The organism is Cellulophaga sp. L1A9 (genome assembly GCF_009797025.1).
Classification (GTDB): Bacteria; Bacteroidota; Bacteroidia; order Flavobacteriales; family Flavobacteriaceae; genus Cellulophaga.
Genome location: NZ_CP047027.1, coordinates 424,732 through 444,468 on the forward strand (window position 1 = coordinate 424,732; position 19,737 = coordinate 444,468).

15 protein-coding genes are annotated in these 19,737 nt (G+C 35.2%); 10 read left to right on the plus strand and 5 right to left on the minus strand.

Annotated elements, in window-relative coordinates:
- Positions 1-198: 198 nt before the first annotated feature.
- The 5 genes from GQR94_RS01685 (at position 199) to uvrB (ending at position 9,004) form a co-directional block, all read left to right on the plus strand.
- Positions 199-2,259 (plus strand): DUF11 domain-containing protein, encoded by a 2,061-nt coding sequence (locus GQR94_RS01685; protein ID WP_158973706.1) that lies wholly within the window; start codon positions 199-201, stop codon positions 2,257-2,259.
- 92 nt (positions 2,260-2,351) lie between these two features.
- Positions 2,352-3,248: an ABC transporter ATP-binding protein gene (locus GQR94_RS01690; RefSeq protein WP_158973707.1), complete on the plus strand. Its 897-nt coding sequence runs from the start codon at positions 2,352-2,354 to the stop codon at positions 3,246-3,248.
- A gap of 37 nt (positions 3,249-3,285) precedes the next feature.
- Positions 3,286-4,119 carry an ABC transporter permease gene (locus tag GQR94_RS01695; protein WP_158973708.1) on the plus strand — a complete coding sequence of 278 codons (834 nt, stop codon included), beginning with the start codon at positions 3,286-3,288 and terminating at the stop codon, positions 4,117-4,119.
- A gap of 118 nt (positions 4,120-4,237) precedes the next feature.
- On the plus strand, positions 4,238-6,952 hold the full coding sequence (locus tag GQR94_RS01700) for a T9SS type B sorting domain-containing protein (RefSeq protein WP_158973709.1): 2,715 nt from the start codon (positions 4,238-4,240) through the stop codon (positions 6,950-6,952).
- A 63-nt stretch (positions 6,953-7,015) separates the two neighbouring features.
- Positions 7,016-9,004: an excinuclease ABC subunit UvrB gene (gene uvrB, locus GQR94_RS01705; protein ID WP_158973710.1), complete on the plus strand. Its 1,989-nt coding sequence runs from the start codon at positions 7,016-7,018 to the stop codon at positions 9,002-9,004.
- 94 nt (positions 9,005-9,098) lie between these two features.
- Here uvrB and GQR94_RS01710 read toward each other — a convergent pair whose 3' ends face one another.
- Positions 9,099-9,536 (minus strand): Hsp20/alpha crystallin family protein, encoded by a 438-nt coding sequence (locus GQR94_RS01710; RefSeq protein WP_158973711.1) that lies wholly within the window; start codon positions 9,534-9,536, stop codon positions 9,099-9,101.
- Positions 9,537-9,781: 245 nt separating this feature from the next.
- Between GQR94_RS01710 and GQR94_RS01715 the strand changes: the two genes are divergently transcribed.
- The gene (locus tag GQR94_RS01715) at positions 9,782-10,150 is read left to right on the plus strand and encodes a DUF1456 family protein (RefSeq protein WP_024479660.1); all 369 of its coding nucleotides are present in this window, start codon (positions 9,782-9,784) and stop codon (positions 10,148-10,150) included.
- 42 nt (positions 10,151-10,192) lie between these two features.
- Here GQR94_RS01715 and GQR94_RS01720 read toward each other — a convergent pair whose 3' ends face one another.
- Complete coding sequence (locus GQR94_RS01720; RefSeq protein WP_158973712.1) at positions 10,193-10,528, minus strand: hypothetical protein; 336 nt, start codon at positions 10,526-10,528, stop codon at positions 10,193-10,195.
- Between the two features lie 413 nt (positions 10,529-10,941).
- Positions 10,942-12,132, minus strand: coding sequence for an ADP-forming succinate--CoA ligase subunit beta (sucC, locus tag GQR94_RS01725; protein ID WP_158973713.1), 1,191 nt, complete (start codon positions 12,130-12,132; stop codon positions 10,942-10,944).
- Between the two features lie 332 nt (positions 12,133-12,464).
- Here sucC and lysA point away from each other — a divergent pair, with 332 nt between their 5' ends.
- Both lysA and GQR94_RS01735 read left to right on the plus strand, forming a co-directional pair.
- Complete coding sequence (lysA, locus tag GQR94_RS01730; protein ID WP_158973714.1) at positions 12,465-13,703, plus strand: diaminopimelate decarboxylase; 1,239 nt, start codon at positions 12,465-12,467, stop codon at positions 13,701-13,703.
- A 146-nt stretch (positions 13,704-13,849) separates the two neighbouring features.
- Positions 13,850-14,365 carry a DUF255 domain-containing protein gene (locus tag GQR94_RS01735; RefSeq protein WP_158973715.1) on the plus strand — a complete coding sequence of 172 codons (516 nt, stop codon included), beginning with the start codon at positions 13,850-13,852 and terminating at the stop codon, positions 14,363-14,365.
- A 5-nt stretch (positions 14,366-14,370) separates the two neighbouring features.
- On the opposite strand, the gene GQR94_RS01740 is transcribed toward GQR94_RS01735, so the two are convergent.
- Positions 14,371-15,183: a sulfurtransferase gene (locus tag GQR94_RS01740; RefSeq protein ID WP_158973716.1), complete on the minus strand. Its 813-nt coding sequence runs from the start codon at positions 15,181-15,183 to the stop codon at positions 14,371-14,373.
- 74 nt (positions 15,184-15,257) lie between these two features.
- The gene (gene guaB / locus GQR94_RS01745) at positions 15,258-16,730 is read right to left on the minus strand and encodes an IMP dehydrogenase (RefSeq protein ID WP_158973717.1); all 1,473 of its coding nucleotides are present in this window, start codon (positions 16,728-16,730) and stop codon (positions 15,258-15,260) included.
- Between the two features lie 306 nt (positions 16,731-17,036).
- On the opposite strand from guaB, the gene GQR94_RS01750 reads away from it, so the two are divergent.
- Both GQR94_RS01750 and GQR94_RS01755 read left to right on the plus strand, forming a co-directional pair.
- The gene (locus tag GQR94_RS01750; RefSeq protein WP_158973718.1) at positions 17,037-18,242 is read left to right on the plus strand and encodes an imelysin family protein; all 1,206 of its coding nucleotides are present in this window, start codon (positions 17,037-17,039) and stop codon (positions 18,240-18,242) included.
- Between the two features lie 93 nt (positions 18,243-18,335).
- Positions 18,336-19,736, plus strand: a complete 1,401-nt coding sequence (locus GQR94_RS01755; protein WP_233268608.1) for a di-heme oxidoredictase family protein — start codon at positions 18,336-18,338, stop codon at positions 19,734-19,736.
- Position 19,737 lies beyond the last annotated feature (1 nt).

Here is a 19,737-nt window from a genome sequence, read left to right on the forward strand (position 1 = left end):
AATCCGAATAGATAGCCAAAAACTATCTATTCGGATTTTATTTTTCTGGTCTTGATTGATAACATCAAAAATAAAGAAGGCATACCACAGGTTTCAAGGCTCTCACAACAAAAAGTTTCTCTCTGAAACTAAGAAACCTAACTTTGTAAATATTCACATGTTTTATAAGGAGTATCTTAAAAAACATAGGTCCAAACGATGAAACACATTTTTATACTCTTTTTTTTATTGTTTATAGGCGCTAATTTAGTGCACGCACAGCTGAGCGATTTACACTATTTACCCCCTTTAAAACAAGGAGGTAATAACCAAGCAATACAACAACAGGCATTTTATCTATCTACTCCGGAAACAACAACTTTCACTGTCAATGCTTATTTAGGTACTAGTGCTACTCCTATCACTACATTTTCTTTATCCAAAGCTAGTCCCGCAGTATACAATCCTGGAAATAGTGACAACAATATATCTCTAGTCAGCAATGCTAATACAGGAATTGTTCTAAATAGTAGTGGTTTAAGATTTGAGGCGCCTAACGGCGAAGAATTTTATGTAAATTACAGAGGAATCTCTGGTTCGCAAGCAGCTTCCTTAACTTCTAAAGGAAGAGCCGCTATGGGCACCCGTTTTAAATGGGGAGGAGTTCCTAATCTCGGTACTCACGTATCAAAATCGAACACCGTGGGTATCATGGCTACCGAAAATAATACCTTGATTACGTTATCAGGATACGATCCTGATTGTGTTTTCAGGTTAGGAACCAACGCTTCTGGGATAACAGCAGATTCCTATCAAGTTACATTAAACGCCAATGAATCTTTTGTATTTGAGGCATATATGGGCAATACATTTTCTATAGCGCAAAGCCAAGGGTGGATTGGCGCTTCTATCGTTTCTGATAAGAATATTGTCATAAGTAATGGTTCTTTAAACTACGGAAGACAAGAAAATTCTTCAAATCGTGATGCAGGAATAGATCAACCTGTTCCTGAAAATAAATTAGGAAAGGAATATGTTTTTGTAAGAGGAAATGGCGGAACCAGTGGCGCTACAGAATTCCCGCTTATAATTGCAACTCAGAATAACACTGAAATTTATGTTAATGGAAGTACCACGGCACTTGCGACATTAAATAATGGCGACTATTTTGAAATACCTAGTAGCTACTATTCGTCTAACGTTATAGGAGCCAATATGTTTGTGTCTACTTCTAAAGATGCTTACGCATATCAATGTTTAGCTGGGTCTAGCGCAATATATACTCAAGGATTAAATTTTGTTGCTCCTGTCAACTGTCTTTTACCAGACATCATGGACAACATACCAGACATCACTAATGTTGCAGGCACAACACTTTCTGGTGGAGTAACCATCATTGCCTCTACCTCTACTCCTGATGCTAATATTACAGTAACAGATGGTACTGGTGCAGTAGCACTGCCCGCCCCATCGAGTGTTGCAGGAACTACCTTGTGGAAAACGTATTATGTTCCAGGATTAACTGGCGATGTAAGTGTTGAATCTACGGGACCAATTGCTGTTGGTTTTATAGGCTTTAATGGCGCTAGAGGTATTGCAGGATATTTTTCTGGTTTTGATACCGTTCCTGAAGTAGATCTGCAAGTAACTGGAGGCGGTTGTTTACCTGCTGCTGAGGTAGAAGTTGTAGATCCTAATTTTGATAATTATCAATGGTACGAAAATGGATCTTTGATTGCAGGAGCCAATAGTGCAACATATACCCCAAGCAGTGCCGGAGATTATTATGTGCGTGTAACAAAAGGAGGTTGCACCTATGATTCTCAACCCTTAACGGCCTATTATTGTGACCCTGATATTGTACTTAATAAAGATGCAGATCAAAATGTGGTATATGATGGTGATACCGTAACTTTTACCATTACTGTTGAAACCTTAGGAATAGATGCTGTTACCAATTTAGTATTGACGGATGTATTGCCTACGGGTCTAGAATTAATTTCATTTTCAGTTTCTAAAGGATCGTTTACTTACCCTAATTGGAATGTAGGCAGTATGGATTCTGGAGATTTAGAAACCTTAACCCTTGTCACTAAAGCTGGACTAGAAAATCTATATATCTCAACAGTAAATTATACAAATACCGTTTCTAATAATCAAGATCAAACCGATTCCAATACGACAACAGATGATCCTTCTGCGACAGTTACTGTAAATAAAACAGTCCCTACAACAGTCATTACAAATAGGAAAATCACCTATCGTGTGAATAGAAATTAACGTATCCTTCTTTCAAATTTTATTTTTTAAAGTTTTCTGTAACAATTAGTCTTCTAATTCGTCAAACAGACACAACCTTAAATAAATCAATTTTGAATACCATCTTAACAGTCTCCAACTTAACAAAAAAATTCGGGCCACTAGTCGCCGTTAATGATTTATCATTCACGATAGAAAAAGGAAATGTTTACGGCATCCTAGGTCCTAATGGAAGTGGTAAATCTACTACCTTAGGAATTGCCTTAAATGTGGTAAACAAGACTTCTGGAGCATTTAGTTGGTTCGATGGAAAAATATCTACGCACAACGCGTTGAAAAAAGTGGGTGCCATTATAGAAAGACCTAATTTCTACCCATATATGACGGCAGTACAAAACTTGAAATTAGTCTGTAAGATTAAAGAGGTTCCAACCACAAAAATTGAAGAAAAACTAGCGTTAGTTGGACTTTTAGAACGTAAAGACAGTAAGTTTAAAACCTACTCATTAGGAATGAAGCAACGCTTAGCAATAGCTTCTGCCCTACTTAATGATCCTGAAATTTTAATTTTGGACGAACCTACCAACGGTCTTGATCCACAAGGAATACACCAGATTAGAGAAATTATTAAAAAAATTGCATCACAAGGAACTACAATCCTTTTAGCATCGCATCTTCTTGATGAGGTAGAGAAAGTATGTAGCCATGTGGTTATTCTTCAAAGAGGAGTAAAACTTTATTCTGGAAGTGTAGATAACATGTTAGCAAGCTTTGGTTTTTTTGAGCTTAGAACGTCACAAGAACAAAACCTTCTCACCTATTTAGAAAGTGATAGTAGATTTGGAACTATAAAAAATGAAGATGGTTTAATTACCGCTTACCTCAAAGAAGATTTACGTGCAGAAGATTTAAATAAATTGTTATTTGAAAAAGGCATTATTCTATCACAGCTCTCTAAAAGACGTGAAAGCCTTGAAGAACAATTCTTGACAATAACAAAAAACGCTTAATTCTAAGTATTCCACACCACCTAAAAATCAATCTAAAATGATCCGTTTACTTCAAATAGAATTTATAAAACTTTGGAATAATAGAGCTAGTAAAGTACTAATAATAGCCTATTTCTTCTTGATTACAACGATTGCTCTTACTGCAGCTATTAAGTTTGACTTTGGTCCTTTCAAATTTCATCTAGCAGAGCAAGGAATTTTTAATTTCCCATACATTTGGCATTTCAACACATTTGTTACGGCCTTTTTTAAACTCTTTCTGGCCATTGTAATTGTTTCCATGATGGCAAATGAGTATAGCAATAAGACCATCAAACAAAACTTAATTGACGGACTATCGAAAAAAGAATTTATCCTTTCTAAATTTTTAACGGTACTTACATTTTCATTAATATCAACACTTTTCGTATTCATTGTTTCCTTAGCCTTAGGTTTAGCCTACTCAGATTTTACAGAAATCTCTATTATTTTTTCTGATTTAGAATTTATACTAGCCTACTTTATAAAACTAGTGGGGTTTTTCTCTTTTTGTTTATTCTTAGGGGTTCTAATAAAACGATCAGCATTTGCATTAGGGTTTTTAATTTTATGGCAAATTATAGAGCTTTTTATAAGAGGAATTATCCGCTGGCAGTTATTTGATGGGAAGACAACAGACATCATCATGGGCTTTTTTCCATTACAAGCAATGTCTAACTTAATTAAGGAGCCCTTCTCTAGATTTAAAGTGGTACAAAGTGCCGCTGCTGAATTGGGTCAGAAACTTGAATTAAACTATCACGTACACTGGTATGAACTTCTTATCGTAGTTTGCTGGACTGCTATTTTCATCTATTTATCCTATGCATTATTAAAGAAAAGAGATTTGTAGTATATTGTAGCGTCTGAGAAACGCACTGAAAATGAATAATGAAGAAGTAACCAACGCTATAAAGAGTATAGTTTTGGTTACTTCTTCTACTTCATCTGAGCGATAAAAACAGCAGCAGATGAAAAAACAGTATTTTAGTTTTCTATTTTTTATTATCACGTTCTTTACTGTTACGGCACAAAGCGAAACTTCTAATTGGTACTTTGGCTTTGGTGCGGGCATCCAATTTAATGACAATGGCTCAGTAACTCCTTTAACTAACGGAAAATTAAATACCCTTGAAGGCTGTACTTCTATTTCTGATGCTAGTGGTAATTTGTTAGCCTATACTGATGGTATTACCGTGTATAATAAAAATCATGAAATAGTTCAAAATGGAAGTGGATTGCGTGGCGATCCTTCTAGTACACAGTCAGCTATTATAGTACCTAAACCACAAGACCCCAACATCTACTACATTTTTACCGTAGATACTTCTGTATATGAAACTGATCCCGATTATGGCCTCAACTATTCCGTTTTAGACATTTCACAAGATGGTGGTAATGGTGCTATTATTGAGAAAAACAAAAATCTTCTTAGCGATAGTTCTGAAAAAATTGCTGGCGTCATTAAAGACTGTTTAGAACAATCTATTTGGGTAATAACCTTGGCTTCTGAAGATGGTTCCGTAGGTTTTTTTAATACCTATCATTGTTATGAAGTAAGCGCCGCAGGGATAAATACCAATGCTGTAAAAAACACTTTTCCGGACTTGTTACTTAGTGATCCAAGAGGTTACTTAAAACTATCTTCTGATGGTTCTAAAATGGTAAGTGCAAATGCCTATGACGGATTGTTTGTTTATGACTTTGACCCAAAAACTGGTATCCTTAGTAATCAACTACAAGTAACCGTTCCTGCTCCAAATACAATCTCTTACGGAGTAGAATTTTCTACGGAAGGTCAATACTTATATGTAAATACGTTCAATGATGAAGAGTTAAGTAGCGCTTCATTAATTCAATATGATCTTTATGCTTCCAATATTTCTGGTTCTGCTGTGGTAATAGACGAAAGAGAAGCGTATAGAGGTGCTTTACAAATGGCTGAAAATGGTAAAATATACCGTACGAACCCCAAAAGTTACGAAGAAGGAGTTTCTTTTTTAAGCGTTATTAACACTCCTAGCGCCAAAGGTGCTGCAGCAAACTATGTACATAATGCTGTTTCTTTGAATGGAAAAATTGCCATGCAAGGTTTGCCTCCTTTTATTCAATCGTTTTTTAATAAGATCGATTTAATTAAAAACCCTGATGGCACTACGAGTACTACATTAACTGTTTGTGAAAATGAATCCTTTATCCTAGAAGCCGATGATTACCCAGGAGCTACCTATCAATGGCAGAAAGATGGGACTCCTATTACCAACCCTGATCGTTATTTTTTAGAAATAAAAAATGCCTCTTTAACAGATGCAGGCAAATACAAATTAGAAATAACTTTAGCAGACCCAAAAGAATGTCCAATTATCGGAGAATCTACCCTCATCATAAACCCTGCTCCAATTCTAGAAATTTTACAGATTATTCAATGTGATATTGATGAAAATGATCCTGCAGATGGAATTACCTCTTTAAATTTAGAACAATCCTATAGCGCTCAAATATATCCTGAAGATTACGTATTTACTTTTTATGAGAGTAGTACCGCTTTAGCGAACAATGAAGCAATTAACAACCCTATAGGCTATAGAAATATCGTTCCTTTCAATCAAACACTTTATTACACCGTTACGAATGAATTTGGATGCTCTAGCCAAGGAATATTAGAGATTATCGTACAAGCAACTACAATAAACACCAATGTTAAAAGTCCGTTTTACACCTGCCAGACGAACCCTAACGAAACGATTATTGAAGGAATTTTTGATTTGGATGAAATTCGGTTCAACAGTTACACCTCCATCGATGCTACTTTCTACACCTCTTTAAATGATGCTTCACTGGAACAAAATGCGGTTTCAGGAACGCTTACAACACCATCTACTGATCTTTATGTTCGTCTTGAAAAAAATAATGAATGCCAAGGTGTAGAAGCTATCAAATTAATAGTTCACCCAACGCCATCGTTCACTTTTCCTGCAGAACATTATGTCTGTACTGATGGAACGCCTTTAGTCTTAAATGCCCCTACGGGATATGATAGTTATAATTGGGTAAAAATAGCACCTAATGCTGAAACTCAAATTAGCAATACTTCTGCAGTAACCATTTCTGAACCAGGTAATTTTAAATTAGAATTAGGATATTCATATACCACAAATGGCGAAACAACTAATTGCACAAACAGTGTAGATTTCCGTGTTATGCCCTCCAACCAAGCATTGATAAAAAGTATCGTGATAAAAGATATTTCCGACTATAATACCGTGGAAATACTTATTTCTGGAGATGGAGATTATGAATATTCCATGGATGGAATTACCTATCAAGACCATCCTAAATTCTTAGATATAGCACCAGGTTTAGCTACTGTTTATGTTCAAGATAAAAGAGGCTGCGGAATTACGACCGAAGAAATTTCCATTATAGGGTATCCTAAATTTTTCTCTCCAAATGGAGATGGAACAAATGACTATTGGCAAATAATTGGGGCTAATGAGCAGTTTCAAACGGATAGCAAAATAACTATTTTTGATCGTTATGGAACCTTAATAGCCACTACCACTCCTACAAGCGAAGGTTGGAATGGCGATGCGAATGGAAAAAGTTTACCCGCGTCTGATTATTGGTTTAAAGTAAATCTTGAAGACGGTAGAGTTTTTACGGGGCACTTTGCTTTGAAACGATAAATTGAGTTAAAAATAAGAGCAACTGTGACTCTTTATTTAAGCTTCCTTTCGTAATTTTATAGGATGAAATTTAAGGTCGTATCAGAATTCAAACCTACTGGAGATCAGCCTAGTGCTATAAAACAACTCGTTGAAGGTATAAACACTGAAGAAAAATATCAAACTTTATTGGGTGTTACGGGTTCAGGTAAAACATTTACTGTTGCCAACGTCATTGAAACTGTTCAGAAACCAACACTCGTTTTAGCGCATAATAAAACTCTTGCTGCACAATTATACTCTGAATTCAAACAGTTTTTCCCTGAAAATGCGGTAGAATATTTTGTATCCTATTATGATTACTATCAGCCAGAAGCTTATATTCCTTCATCCGGACTTTACATTGAAAAAGATTTATCTATCAATGAAGACATTGAAAAACTTCGCTTAAGCACTACTTCTTCTTTATTATCAGGAAGGCGTGACGTTATCGTTGTAGCATCTGTGTCTTGCTTATATGGTATAGGAAACCCTGTGGAATTTCAGAAGAACGTTATTTCTGTACATAAAGATCAAGTAATTTCTAGAACAAAATTCCTTCATCAATTGGTGCAAAGTTTATATTCTAGAACTACAGCTGATTTTAGAAATGGAAATTTTAGAGTAAAGGGAGATGTGGTCGATGTATTCCCAAGTTATGCAGATCACGCATTCCGTATTCACTTTTTTGGAGATGAGATCGAGGAAATTGAAGCTTTTGACCCTTTAAAAAACACAAAATTAGAGAGTTATGAGAACCTGAATATCTATCCTGCAAATATGTTTGTGACTTCTCCTGATATCTTACAAAATGCTATTCACCATATTCAGGATGATTTAGTAAAACAGCTTGATTTTTTTAAAGAAGTAGGCAAACCTCTAGAAGCTAAGCGACTAGAAGAACGCACTAATTTTGATTTAGAAATGATTCGCGAATTAGGTTATTGTTCTGGTATTGAAAACTATTCGCGCTATTTAGACGGGAGAGAGCCTGGAACTAGACCTTTCTGTTTATTAGACTATTTTCCAGACGATTATTTAATGGTGGTCGATGAAAGTCACGTAACCATTTCGCAAGTACACGCCATGTATGGGGGTGACCGGTCCAGAAAAGAGAACTTAGTGGAGTATGGATTTAGATTGCCTGCTGCAATGGATAACAGGCCTCTTAAGTTTGAGGAGTTTGAAGCCTTACAAAATCAAGTTATTTTTGTGAGTGCTACTCCCGCCGATTATGAATTACAGTTAAGTGATGGTGTTTTCGTAGAACAGATTATTAGACCTACAGGGCTTTTAGATCCCATTATTGAGGTTCGTCCTAGTTTAAATCAAATTGATGATTTAGTGGAAGAAATACATCAGCGGAATGAAAAAGATGAACGTACTTTAGTTACAACACTTACTAAGCGTATGGCCGAAGAATTAGCGAAATACTTGGATCGTATCAATGTACGCTGCCGTTATATTCATAGTGACGTAGATACTCTTGAGCGTGTTGAAATCATGCAAAATTTAAGAAAAGGTATCTTTGATGTCCTGATTGGAGTAAACCTATTACGTGAAGGCTTAGATTTACCAGAAGTATCCTTAGTTGCTATTTTAGATGCGGATAAAGAAGGGTTCCTACGTAGTAATCGCTCTTTAACCCAAACGGTGGGTAGAGCGGCTAGAAACTTAAATGGTAAAGCGATAATGTATGCGGATAAAATAACAAAAAGCATGCAGCAAACTATTGATGATACAAACTACCGAAGAGAAAAGCAAATAGCTTACAATACCAAACACAATATGGTACCTAAAGCTTTGAATAAAAGTTTAGATAGCGTCTTAGCAAAAAACTCGGTATCTACATACCATTTTGAAAAGGAAGTAGCAAGAGCTGCTGAACCTGATTTGGATTATTTAACCAAAGAACAAATTGAAAAAATGATTCGTGAAAAACGAAAAGATATGGAAAAAGCAGCAAAAGAATTAGACTTTATGCAAGCTGCCAAACTACGTGACGAAATAAAAATGCTACAGAAACAGGAATAAAAAAAGCGCCTCGGAAAACTACCGAAGCGCTTTGAACTAACCAACTTAAACCAACCATTATGAAAACCTCTCGGTCTACACAATGCATTCTGCATTACGCCAATTCTATTAATCTTTTTGGCTTTGGTAATGCTTCTTCTTTTTTCGGAAGATTAAAACTTAATATTCCATTTTCGTAATTTGCATTAATAGCATCTTTATTTACCGAATCTGGTAAGGTAAATGCTCTTTTAAAAGATGAAAAAGAATACTCTTTCCTAGTGTATTTTACTTTATTCACTTCTTTCTCATCTGAAGCTTCTTCTTTACTTTCAAATGAAACAGTTAATAAATCATTATCGATTTCAATTTTAAAATCTTCTTTTTTTCTTCCTGGAGCTACTAATTCCAAAACAAAAGAAGTATCATCTTCTCTGATATTAACTGCAGGTCCTTTAGCATTTAATACTTCTGCTCCACCAAACCAATCTGGCTTGAATATTTCATTCATTAATGCTGGAATTGAAACTACATTTTTGTGTGCTGTACTCATAACTATATATTTTTAATTAGAATTATTTGTTCTTTGGTTTACAATAAACAAAATACATACCAACACACGATAAATGCCATTTTGTCCACTTTCCAACGTTTATTAATGACATAATGTCGTTTTTATGTGATTTTTCTATAAATAAATTATTTGAAGCGTCTATTTCTAAGATGGATTAGCAGGAAACAAATAGAAAAAGCAAGAATTTTAGTATAAAATAGTACCTTGCAGCAAAATTATAGTATATGACTAATAATGATATTCTTAAGAAGCTAAGAGTAGCACTGATGTTGAGAGATGATGAAATTGTAGACATTTTAAAACTTGTAGATTTTAAGATATCTAAAGCTGAGCTTGGTGCATTTTTCAGAAAAGAGGATCATCCGAATTATATGGAATGTGGAGACCAAATACTCCGAAACTTTTTAAATGCACTTGTAATTCACTTTAGAGGTACCAAGGAAAACCCTAAAAATCCAAAAGCTGAATTAGCTGCTATAAAAAAAGGTCCACAAGCAAAAAAAGGATACGATCCTGACTTCAAAGCAAAACAAGAAAAAAAGGTAGATAAAAACGTTATCCACGGAAATTATAAAAACAAAAAAAAATCCTGAGTTGCCTCAGGATTTTTTTTGTAATCAACATAAATGAATTACTTACTCTGTAATTCTTACTGGTACAGTGTAGGTTCTTCCTTCTCGGTAATCTTCTAGACTTACTTTTTGATAATTTAATTTCGCTTTTACAAACTGCTCTACTGCCTTACTATTTGTGGTTACAGATAATACAACAATTTCTCTATCCTCATTCAAGGTAAAAAGAACATTTGCGGTTAAATCGTCCTCAACAATTAAAGAACTATTACTTAACAAAGTTGCAATTTGAGTCGATAAATTATTTTTAGGCTCCTCTGATTTCTTTTTGTCATTTGCTAAAACTGATCCTGTTAATAGTAATAACGCACTTACGAATACTAGACTTAATTTTTTCATGATAATTTGTTTTAAGATTGATAATTGATTAATTGATGATATTAGAAAGACGCTTCAGAAACTATAATGTTACACTCGAATTTCATTTTAACACTTCCTTAACCTCACTAAGCAATTTCTAATTTCATTTCAAAATTAGAAGTTATCACTACTTAAAACTAACTATTAGAGAAGGCTTAACGTACATTTAAACCAATTAACAATAGCTTAAAAGACAAGCTTTTTATTACTGAATTTTCTTACATAAACATAATTCAAGAAACTAGTGATAAGTATAAACTATTGTCAATAGTTTCCTTAAAAAGGATGAATTAAATTCAATGAATATTCCAATAGTATGCAAACAAAAAAAATGGGCAATGTTAAGATAACATTGCCCATTTTAAAAATATATTTTCTGAGTTATAGCACTACTAACCCAATACAGCTTTAACTTTATCTGCAGCTTCTTGGAATTGTACAGCAGACTGTACATCTAAACCAGAATTATCAATCAATTCTTTTGCTAAATCAGCATTTGTTCCTTGCAAACGAACAATAATTGGAACATTTATAGTTCCCATGTTCTTATACGCATCAATCACACCTTGAGCAACACGATCACAACGAACGATACCACCAAAAATGTTAATCAAAATTGCTTTTACTGCAGGATCTTTTAAGATAATCTTAAAAGCAGCCTCAACACGAGCAGCATCCGCAGTACCACCAACATCTAAAAAGTTAGCTGGCTCACCACCTGCTTGCTTAATTAAATCCATTGTTGCCATTGCTAAACCAGCTCCGTTAACCATACACCCAACGTTACCATCAAGATCTACGTAATTTAAACCTAAAGCTCCTGCTTCAACTTCAATTGCATTTTCTTCACGAAGATCACGCATTTCTGCATATTGCTTTCTTCTGTAAAGAGCATTATCATCTATAGATACTTTAGCATCTACAGCCATAATTTTATCATCCGAAGTTTTTAAAACTGGATTGATTTCAAACATACTTGAATCACTTTCAACATATGCTTTATATAAAGATGCTACGAACTTTGTCATTTCTTTAAAAGCGGTACCAGACAAGCCTAAATTAAAGGCAATCTTACGTGCTTGAAAAGGCAATAACCCCGTTCCAGGATCAATTTCTTCTGTAAAAATTAAATGAGGTGTTTTTTCTGCCACTTCTTCGATATCCATACCACCTTCAGTAGAATACATAATCATATTTCTACCTGTACCACGGTTAAGGACTACAGACATATAAAACTCTTTAGTCTCACTAGCGCCTGGGTAATAAACATCTTCAGCAACTAATACTTGATGTACTTTTTTACCTTCAGCAGAAGTTTGAGGCGTAATCAAATTCATTCCAATAATTTGTCCTGCAATTTCTTCAACCTCTTTTAAGTTTTTAGCCAATTTAACACCACCACCTTTTCCGCGGCCACCAGCGTGAACTTGTGCTTTTATAACGTGCCATCCAGTTCCTGTTTCTGCTGTTAATTGCTTTGCAGCATCTACAGCTTCTTTTGCATTATGAGCTACAATTCCTCTTTGGATACGTACCCCAAAACTTGCTAAAATTTCTTTTCCTTGATATTCGTGAAGATTCATAAGTAAATCGTGTCTTTATTTAATGATGACAAAAATAGCAAACCATTGCTAATTACCCTAATGAAATTAGAAAGCTATTTCCTTAAATTTTAAATAATCAACAAAAAATATCATATTCACCCTATTATTAGCTGAAAAATAGTGTCAATTTTCTCACAGGAAGTCCTAAAAACCATGATGAATGCAAATGGTTCTATTAAAAAGGACTACATCACCCCCAAACCGATAAGCAGATGTTATAAATAAAACAATTTGTTGTATTTTGGTTTTTTGATGTTTTATTTTGTTCAGAACGAAGAAGAAGTATAGATTTGCTTTAAAATTATATTGCAATGACGAATCACGATTTATTGAACATAGCAAAAACCTACGGAGATCCGGTTTATGTGTATGATTCTGAAAAAATTACAGCTCAGTTCAACAGGCTTACAAATGCCTTCAGTGGAGTTAAAAAATTGAAATTAAATTACGCCGCCAAGGCTTTATCAAATATCAGCATATTAAAACTAATGAATAGCCTTGGTAGTGGGTTAGATACCGTTTCTATTCAAGAAGTACAATTAGGACTTTTAGCAGGTTTTAAACCTGAAAATATCATTTATACACCTAATGGCGTTTCTTTAGAAGAAATTGAAGAAGCTGCAAAATTAGGCGTACGCATTAATATTGATAATCTATCTATTTTAGAACAATTCGGAAGTAAATTCCCTAAGGTCCCGGTATGTATTCGTATTAATCCGCATGTAATGGCTGGAGGAAATGCCAACATTTCAGTAGGACATATTGATTCTAAATTCGGAATTAGCATTCATCAAATTCCACATTTATTACGTATTGTAGAACTTACACAAATGCATATCAATGGTATTCACATGCACACAGGAAGTGATATCTTAGATATCGATGTGTTCCTTTATGCTTCTGAAATACTCTTCGAAACCGCTAAGAATTTTAAAAATTTAGATTTTATTGACTTCGGTAGCGGATTTAAAGTTCCTTATAAGGATGGTGATATCGAAACAAATGTTGAGGAATTAGGAAGTAAATTAACAGAGAAATTCAACGAATTTTGTAAAGAATACGGCAAAGAATTAACCTTAGCATTTGAGCCTGGGAAATTTTTAGTGAGTGAGGCTGGGTATTTTTTAGCAAAAGTAAATGTAGTAAAACAAACGACTTCTACTGTTTTTGCTAGCATTGATTCTGGTTTTAACCACCTGATTCGTCCAATGTTATACGGATCATACCATCAAATAGAAAATATATCTAATCCAGAAGGCAGAGAACGCTACTACTCTGTTGTGGGCTATATTTGTGAAACCGATACTTTCGCGAGTAATCGCCGTATCAATGAAATATCTGAAGGTGATATTCTTTCTTTTAAAAATGCTGGAGCATATTGTTTTACCATGGCCAGCAACTATAATAGTAGATTTAGACCCGCAGAAGTTTTATGGCATAACGGAGAAGCTGTCTTAATTCGTGAGCGCGAAACTTTAGATGACATCATCAAAAACCAAGTAGATGTGAAAAATCTTTTTTCTAAAAAAGAAAAAGCAACTGCCAAATAATAAAATAGTATACTACGTATTTAAAAAAATCCTGCAATGCAGGATTTTTTTTGTTTTACATTGTTTTACTATTTCCTAAAAATAAAATAGAAATTAAAACGTTATTTTTATACAAGTTTAGAGACTAAACAATCAAATAGCACAAAATGAAATCATTCTTATACACTTTCTTTATCGTTAGCATGCTAAATATATTTACCACAAATGCTCAAGAAGTTACATGGTTATCCTGGGAAGAAGCTGCTAAACTAGCCGAAACAGATAAAAATCCGAAGAAAATATTTATAGACGTATACACCGATTGGTGTGGATGGTGTAAAAAAATGGATAAAGATACTTTTCAAGATGCTACAGTAGCCGCCTATATGGAAAAAAACTTCTATATGGTGAAACTAGATGGTGAAGGAAAAGAGCCCATAGAATTTAAAGGAAAAACTTTTAAGTTTATTCCATCCGGTAGAAATGGCTACCACGAATTTGCCGCTGCTTTAATGCAGGGTAAATTAAGCTACCCGACGACCATATTTCTTGATGAAAAAATGAATATGCTCTCTCCTATTCCAGGATATCAAAAGGCGGAACCTTTTTTAAATATTGCGAAGTATTTTGGAGATAATATCTATAAAGAAAAAGATTGGAAAGCCTATTCCGAAGGAAAATAAAAATATTAATTTACTTTTTGAGCCCATTCTGTCCATGATCCATCATAGACAGAATTTTTTTTATCCAACACTAAAGTGCTTGCTAGTAAAACAATACAAGCGGTAACACCTGAGCCACAACTAAAAATCAACGATCTATCCTCCTTTTTAACGGACTCAAAAATTGGTTCTAGTGCTATTTTAGATTTAAATTTTCCATGATCAATAACGGTAGTGTATGGAATATTGACCGAATTAGGAATACTCCCACTACGTAAATCTTTTCGTGGCTCCAATTCAGTACCATTAAAGCGCCCTTGAGAACGCGCATCAATCAATAAAGCATTACCCGTCTCAGAATTCGCGAATACAGTTTCAAAATTAACAACGCAGTCTTGTTGTAACATTGCTTTGAAATTACCAACTACAATGGGTCTAACGAGACTCTTTTCAATAGGGTAATTGCACTCCTTCCAACTAGGTAATCCTCCATCAAGAACTGCTACATTTTCATGCCCCATTGCTTTAAACATCCACCAAACCCTTGGACTCCAATAAACCCCTAAAGTATCATAAACAACAACTTTACTAGAAGTATTAATTCCTAGTTTCTGACATTCTTTTTCAAATTGCACAGCACTGGGCAGCATATTAGGCAACGTACTTTCGCTATCCGAAAAATCGTTTTTTAAATCAAAAAGCCGCGCTCCAACAATATGATCTTGATCTGAATCTATCTTTGAGCCAGAAGCATTCATTACGGCACTAGCCTCCAAAATAACTACATCCGTATCCTTTAAATGATTCTTTAACCAAGCACCAGTAACTAATGAGTCCATAATAATTAAATTTTAGTCATAAAAAAAGAGATAACTAAGTTACCTCTTTTTCTATACATTTTTTAAAGCTTGACTTACCTACTATAATTAGGAGATTCTTTTGTGATGGTTACATCATGTGGGTGACTTTCGTTAATACCACTAGCTGTAATTTTCACAAATCGTCCAGTATCCTGGAGAGTCGCAATATCTTTAGCGCCGCAATAGCCCATCCCTGCTTTAAGTCCACCAATAAATTGATGAATACTTTCAAACAAATCGCCTTTATACGGGACACGTCCCACAATACCTTCTGGAACTAATTTTTTAATATCATCTTCTACATCTTGGAAATAACGGTCTTTTGAACCTTGTTTCATTGCCTCAACAGAACCCATTCCGCGATAAGATTTGAATTTTCTTCCTTCATATATGATCGTTTCTCCTGGAGATTCTTTTGTACCTGCCAAAAGCGAACCTAACATCACTGTATCTGCTCCAGCCGCAATAGCCTTAGGAATATCACCTGTATATCGGATTCCTCCATCTGCTATCACAGGAACACCACTACCCTTAATCGCAGCAGCTACTTCTAATACTGCAGAAAATTGAGGAAAACCAACTCCTGCAACTATTCGTGTTGTACAAATAGAGCCTGGACCAATACCTACTTTTACAGCATCTGCACCAGCTTCTACCAAATATTTAGCTGCAGCTCCCGTAGCTATATTCCCTACGATAACATCTAAATCTGGGAATTTTGCTTTTACTTGCTTTAAAACCTCAACTACCCCTCTGGTATGTCCATGTGCAGTATCAATCACCACAGCATCAACACCCGCATTTACCAATGCTTCTGCTCTTTCTACTGCATCAGCAGTGACTCCTAAAGCAGCAGCTACTCGCAAGCGACCATATTGATCTTTGTTTGCGATAGGCTTTTGAGTAAGCTTCGTAATATCTCTAAAGGTTATTAAACCAACTAGCTTATAGTCTTTATCTACAACAGGAAGTTTTTCAATTTTATTTTCTTGTAAAATATCTTCAGCCTGTTCTAGTGAAGTGCCTTCTGCAACTGTCACTAAGTTTTTAGTCGTCATCACCTCAGAAATAGGGCGATCATTATTTTTTTCAAATCGTAAATCACGATTGGTAACAATACCTATTAATTTACCATCACCATCAACAATAGGAATACCACCTATTCCATATTCTTTCATGTTAGCTTTAGCATCACGAACAAATGAATTTAATGGCAAGGTTACCGGATCTATAATCATTCCGCTTTCTGCCCTTTTCACTTTACGAACCTTCATTGCTTGTTGTTCGATAGTCATGTTTTTGTGCAAAACACCAATACCACCTTCTTGAGCCATAGCAATTGCCATTTTGGACTCAGTAACCGTATCCATAGCTGCTGAAACTATTGGAACATTAATGGTTATGTTACGTGTAAATTTTGCTTGTATATTTACTTCTCTTGGAAGTACTTCAGAATAAGCTGGGACTAAGAGTACGTCATCGTAAGTGAGACCTTCTCCAACTATTTTATCAAGATGTGCTTGCATGGCAATTAAAGATTAATTGCGTGCAAATATACGATTAATATTAATTAAAGGCGCAAACGGATTATAATCTTTACAGTAAGCTTTGTTTTTATAAGAAGATCAACAAACATGTTCACGAATCAAACCGACTTGTAAACACCTATGGTAATAACAATCTGTACAATCGTTTAAATAGCTACCCTTCGCACCCCCCAACAACAGTCAGAATTAAAAATTTTAACACTATTATTTAAATTTAGTCTAAATAAACTTAGGATATAATTATTCCATGTAATAAGTTTGTGATTTAATTAACGAAAAGATTCCATGAAAAAATTTCTAGTATTATTGCCTTTCTCTTTCTTCGTATTTGCATGCTCAAATGACGATGAAAACAATTCATCAAGCAACGATGAAATTACTGCTGCTTCTGTTGTTGAAAATTACGCGAACTTAGTGTACGAATCATATTCCGACAGCTATGATGCTGCTGTACTCATGCAGACTGCTATCACCACATTTACAGAAACACCTACAGAAGACAATTTTACTGCAGCCAAAGATGCTTGGTTGAGTGCTAGAGAATATTATGGGCAAACGGAAGCCTATAGAGAAACTAACGGACCTATTGACACCGAAGGAGAATCTTGGTCTATTGGGAATGAAGGACAAATGAATGCATGGCCAATTGATGAAAGTTATATTGATTATGTCTTAACAGGAACAGAATCTTACGCTGGTGATTACAATAGTATTATTGGTGATGAAACCTATTCCATTACAGAAGAAGCTTTAGCTGGCTCAAATGAAGGTGTTGATGATAAATCTATAAGCACGGGATGGCATGCTATTGAGTTTTTACTTTGGGGCCAAGATAATACTGCTCCTGCTGAAGATTTGCCAGGGCAACGTTCTTACACAGACTATACTATTGCTGAAAATGCTGATCGTAGAGCTCAATATTTAACTGTTGTCACAAACCTTTTAGTAAACGACTTAAATGATTTAGTTAGCACTTGGAATGAAGGTGGCACCTATAGAACTGTATTTGAAGCACTAGATACTGACACAGCATTACAACAAGCTATTAACGGTGCTTTTTTTATTGCTGGAGACGAATTAAGCTCTGAGCGTATGATTGCCCCAGTTGATTCAACAGATGGTATTGATGCTTCAGGTCAAGAAGACGAGCACTCTTGTTTTTCTGATAATACACAACGCGATGTTTACGCAAACGCACAGGGTGTACTAAACGTAATTTATGGCTCTTACAGCACAATAAATGGCGCTTCATTTATTGATTTAGTAAAACAAACTGATCCGGCGCAAGCAGCTACACTTGAAGCTGCCGCAAGTCTCGTGGCCACTAGAGCCGCCCTTATTGGTGATAATGCACAACCGTTTGATTACTTAATTACTCAAGAAACATCAGATAGTACAGATGGTCCTGTAATGCAATGTGTTGTTGCTTTATTTGATTTAGCTAATGAAATTAGTGCTTCAGCATCCGTATTAGGAATAAATCTTAACTAAATACACTTTAGGATTATTCTAAGGTAGTAAAAAGTCCCGGAATTTTTATTTCGGGACTTTTACCATAGTGTTATTTACTAAAAATCAATCAATTTGAAAAAACATATTACATTCATTTTCCTTATAGCTTTGAGCCTTTTCTCCTGTACTACAGAAGACGATAACTACATCACCTTTGAAGACTTATATGAAGAAGGAGAAGAATTTTTAACCGGTGAATTAGGTGTAAATAGCACCAGCGCCAATGCGTTTGGATTTGAAGTAGACGGCCTCACTTTTACGGAAATTGGAGCTTTTTCTACGGGAAATTCATTATTCAATCAAAACTGGGTATCTGCACCCGCGTCAACAACAGCCAGAGACGGATTAGGACCAACATTTAATGCGCGTTCCTGCGCCGGGTGCCACTTTAAAGATGGTAGAGGAAGCCCCTTAGTTAATGGAGAAGATTCTAGTGGTTTTTTAATGCGAATAAGTTTACCTGGTCAAGATTTATTTGGAAATGCGAATCCTGTAGCGGGTTACAACACACAAATACAAGATAGAGCTAATAACGGTGTGGACTATGAAGCTAAGGTGAATGTCACTTATGAAATACTAAATGGCGCATATCCTGACGGGAATACCTATGAGTTACAAAAACCAATATATTCATTTTCTGATGAGAAATTTGGTAGTTTGGAGGGCATATTAACCTCACCACGAGTAGCACAACAAACCATAGGACTTGGTTTTGTAAATGCCTTACCTGATGATCAAATATTACAATTTGTAGATGAATTTGATGCTGATGGGGATGGAATTTCAGGAAAAGCAAATTATGTTTGGAACGTCGAAGAAAACACAACCACACTTGGTAAATATGGATGGAAAGCTAATGCTCCAAGCTTAAAGCAACAAATAGCTGGTGCTTTTCACGGAGATATGGGTCTTACCAGTTCCCTATTCACCGAGCAAGAATGTCCTTCCCCACAACAAGATTGTGCTGATGCTGTAAATGGGGGTGAACCCGAAATAACAGATTCGCAATTAGAAAAAGTAGTATTCTACCAAGCAACTTTAGCAGTGCCTAATAGAAGAAACTATGAGGATTTATCGGTATTAAAAGGGAAAGCGAATTTTACTGAAATAAACTGTATTGGTTGTCACCGCATCAATCAAACCACTGGAATTTCTGAAATAGCCGCTGTTTTAAACAATATTACCATAAAACCATATTCTGACTTTCTACTGCACGATATGGGAGCGGAGTTAGCAGACAATAGACCAGATTTTTTAGCTAGTGGCAGTGAATGGCGTACGCAACCACTATGGGGTATTGGTTTAATTTCTACTGTAAATAACCATACCTTCTTCTTACATGACGGTCGTGCAAGAACTATTGAAGAAGCTATTCTGTGGCATGGCGGTGAAGCAGAAAATAGTAAAAATGCTTTTAAAGAATTATCTCAAGAAAAAAGACAACAAATTATAGATTTTGTAAACTCACTCTAAA

Coding starts and splice junctions, on each gene's coding strand:
- GQR94_RS01685 (WP_158973706.1), top strand. CDS start 199: ATGAAACACATTTTTATACTCTTTTTTTTATTGTTTATAGGCGCTAAT.
- GQR94_RS01695 (WP_158973708.1), top strand. CDS start 3,286: ATGATCCGTTTACTTCAAATAGAATTTATAAAACTTTGGAATAATAGA.
- GQR94_RS01700 (WP_158973709.1), top strand. CDS start 4,238: ATGAAAAAACAGTATTTTAGTTTTCTATTTTTTATTATCACGTTCTTT.
- uvrB (WP_158973710.1), top strand. CDS start 7,016: ATGAAATTTAAGGTCGTATCAGAATTCAAACCTACTGGAGATCAGCCT.
- GQR94_RS01710 (WP_158973711.1), bottom strand. CDS start 9,536: ATGAGTACAGCACACAAAAATGTAGTTTCAATTCCAGCATTAATGAAT.
- GQR94_RS01715 (WP_024479660.1), top strand. CDS start 9,782: ATGACTAATAATGATATTCTTAAGAAGCTAAGAGTAGCACTGATGTTG.
- GQR94_RS01720 (WP_158973712.1), bottom strand. CDS start 10,528: ATGAAAAAATTAAGTCTAGTATTCGTAAGTGCGTTATTACTATTAACA.
- sucC (WP_158973713.1), bottom strand. CDS start 12,132: ATGAATCTTCACGAATATCAAGGAAAAGAAATTTTAGCAAGTTTTGGG.
- lysA (WP_158973714.1), top strand. CDS start 12,465: ATGACGAATCACGATTTATTGAACATAGCAAAAACCTACGGAGATCCG.
- GQR94_RS01735 (WP_158973715.1), top strand. CDS start 13,850: ATGAAATCATTCTTATACACTTTCTTTATCGTTAGCATGCTAAATATA.
- GQR94_RS01740 (WP_158973716.1), bottom strand. CDS start 15,183: ATGGACTCATTAGTTACTGGTGCTTGGTTAAAGAATCATTTAAAGGAT.
- guaB (WP_158973717.1), bottom strand. CDS start 16,730: ATGCAAGCACATCTTGATAAAATAGTTGGAGAAGGTCTCACTTACGAT.
- GQR94_RS01750 (WP_158973718.1), top strand. CDS start 17,037: ATGAAAAAATTTCTAGTATTATTGCCTTTCTCTTTCTTCGTATTTGCA.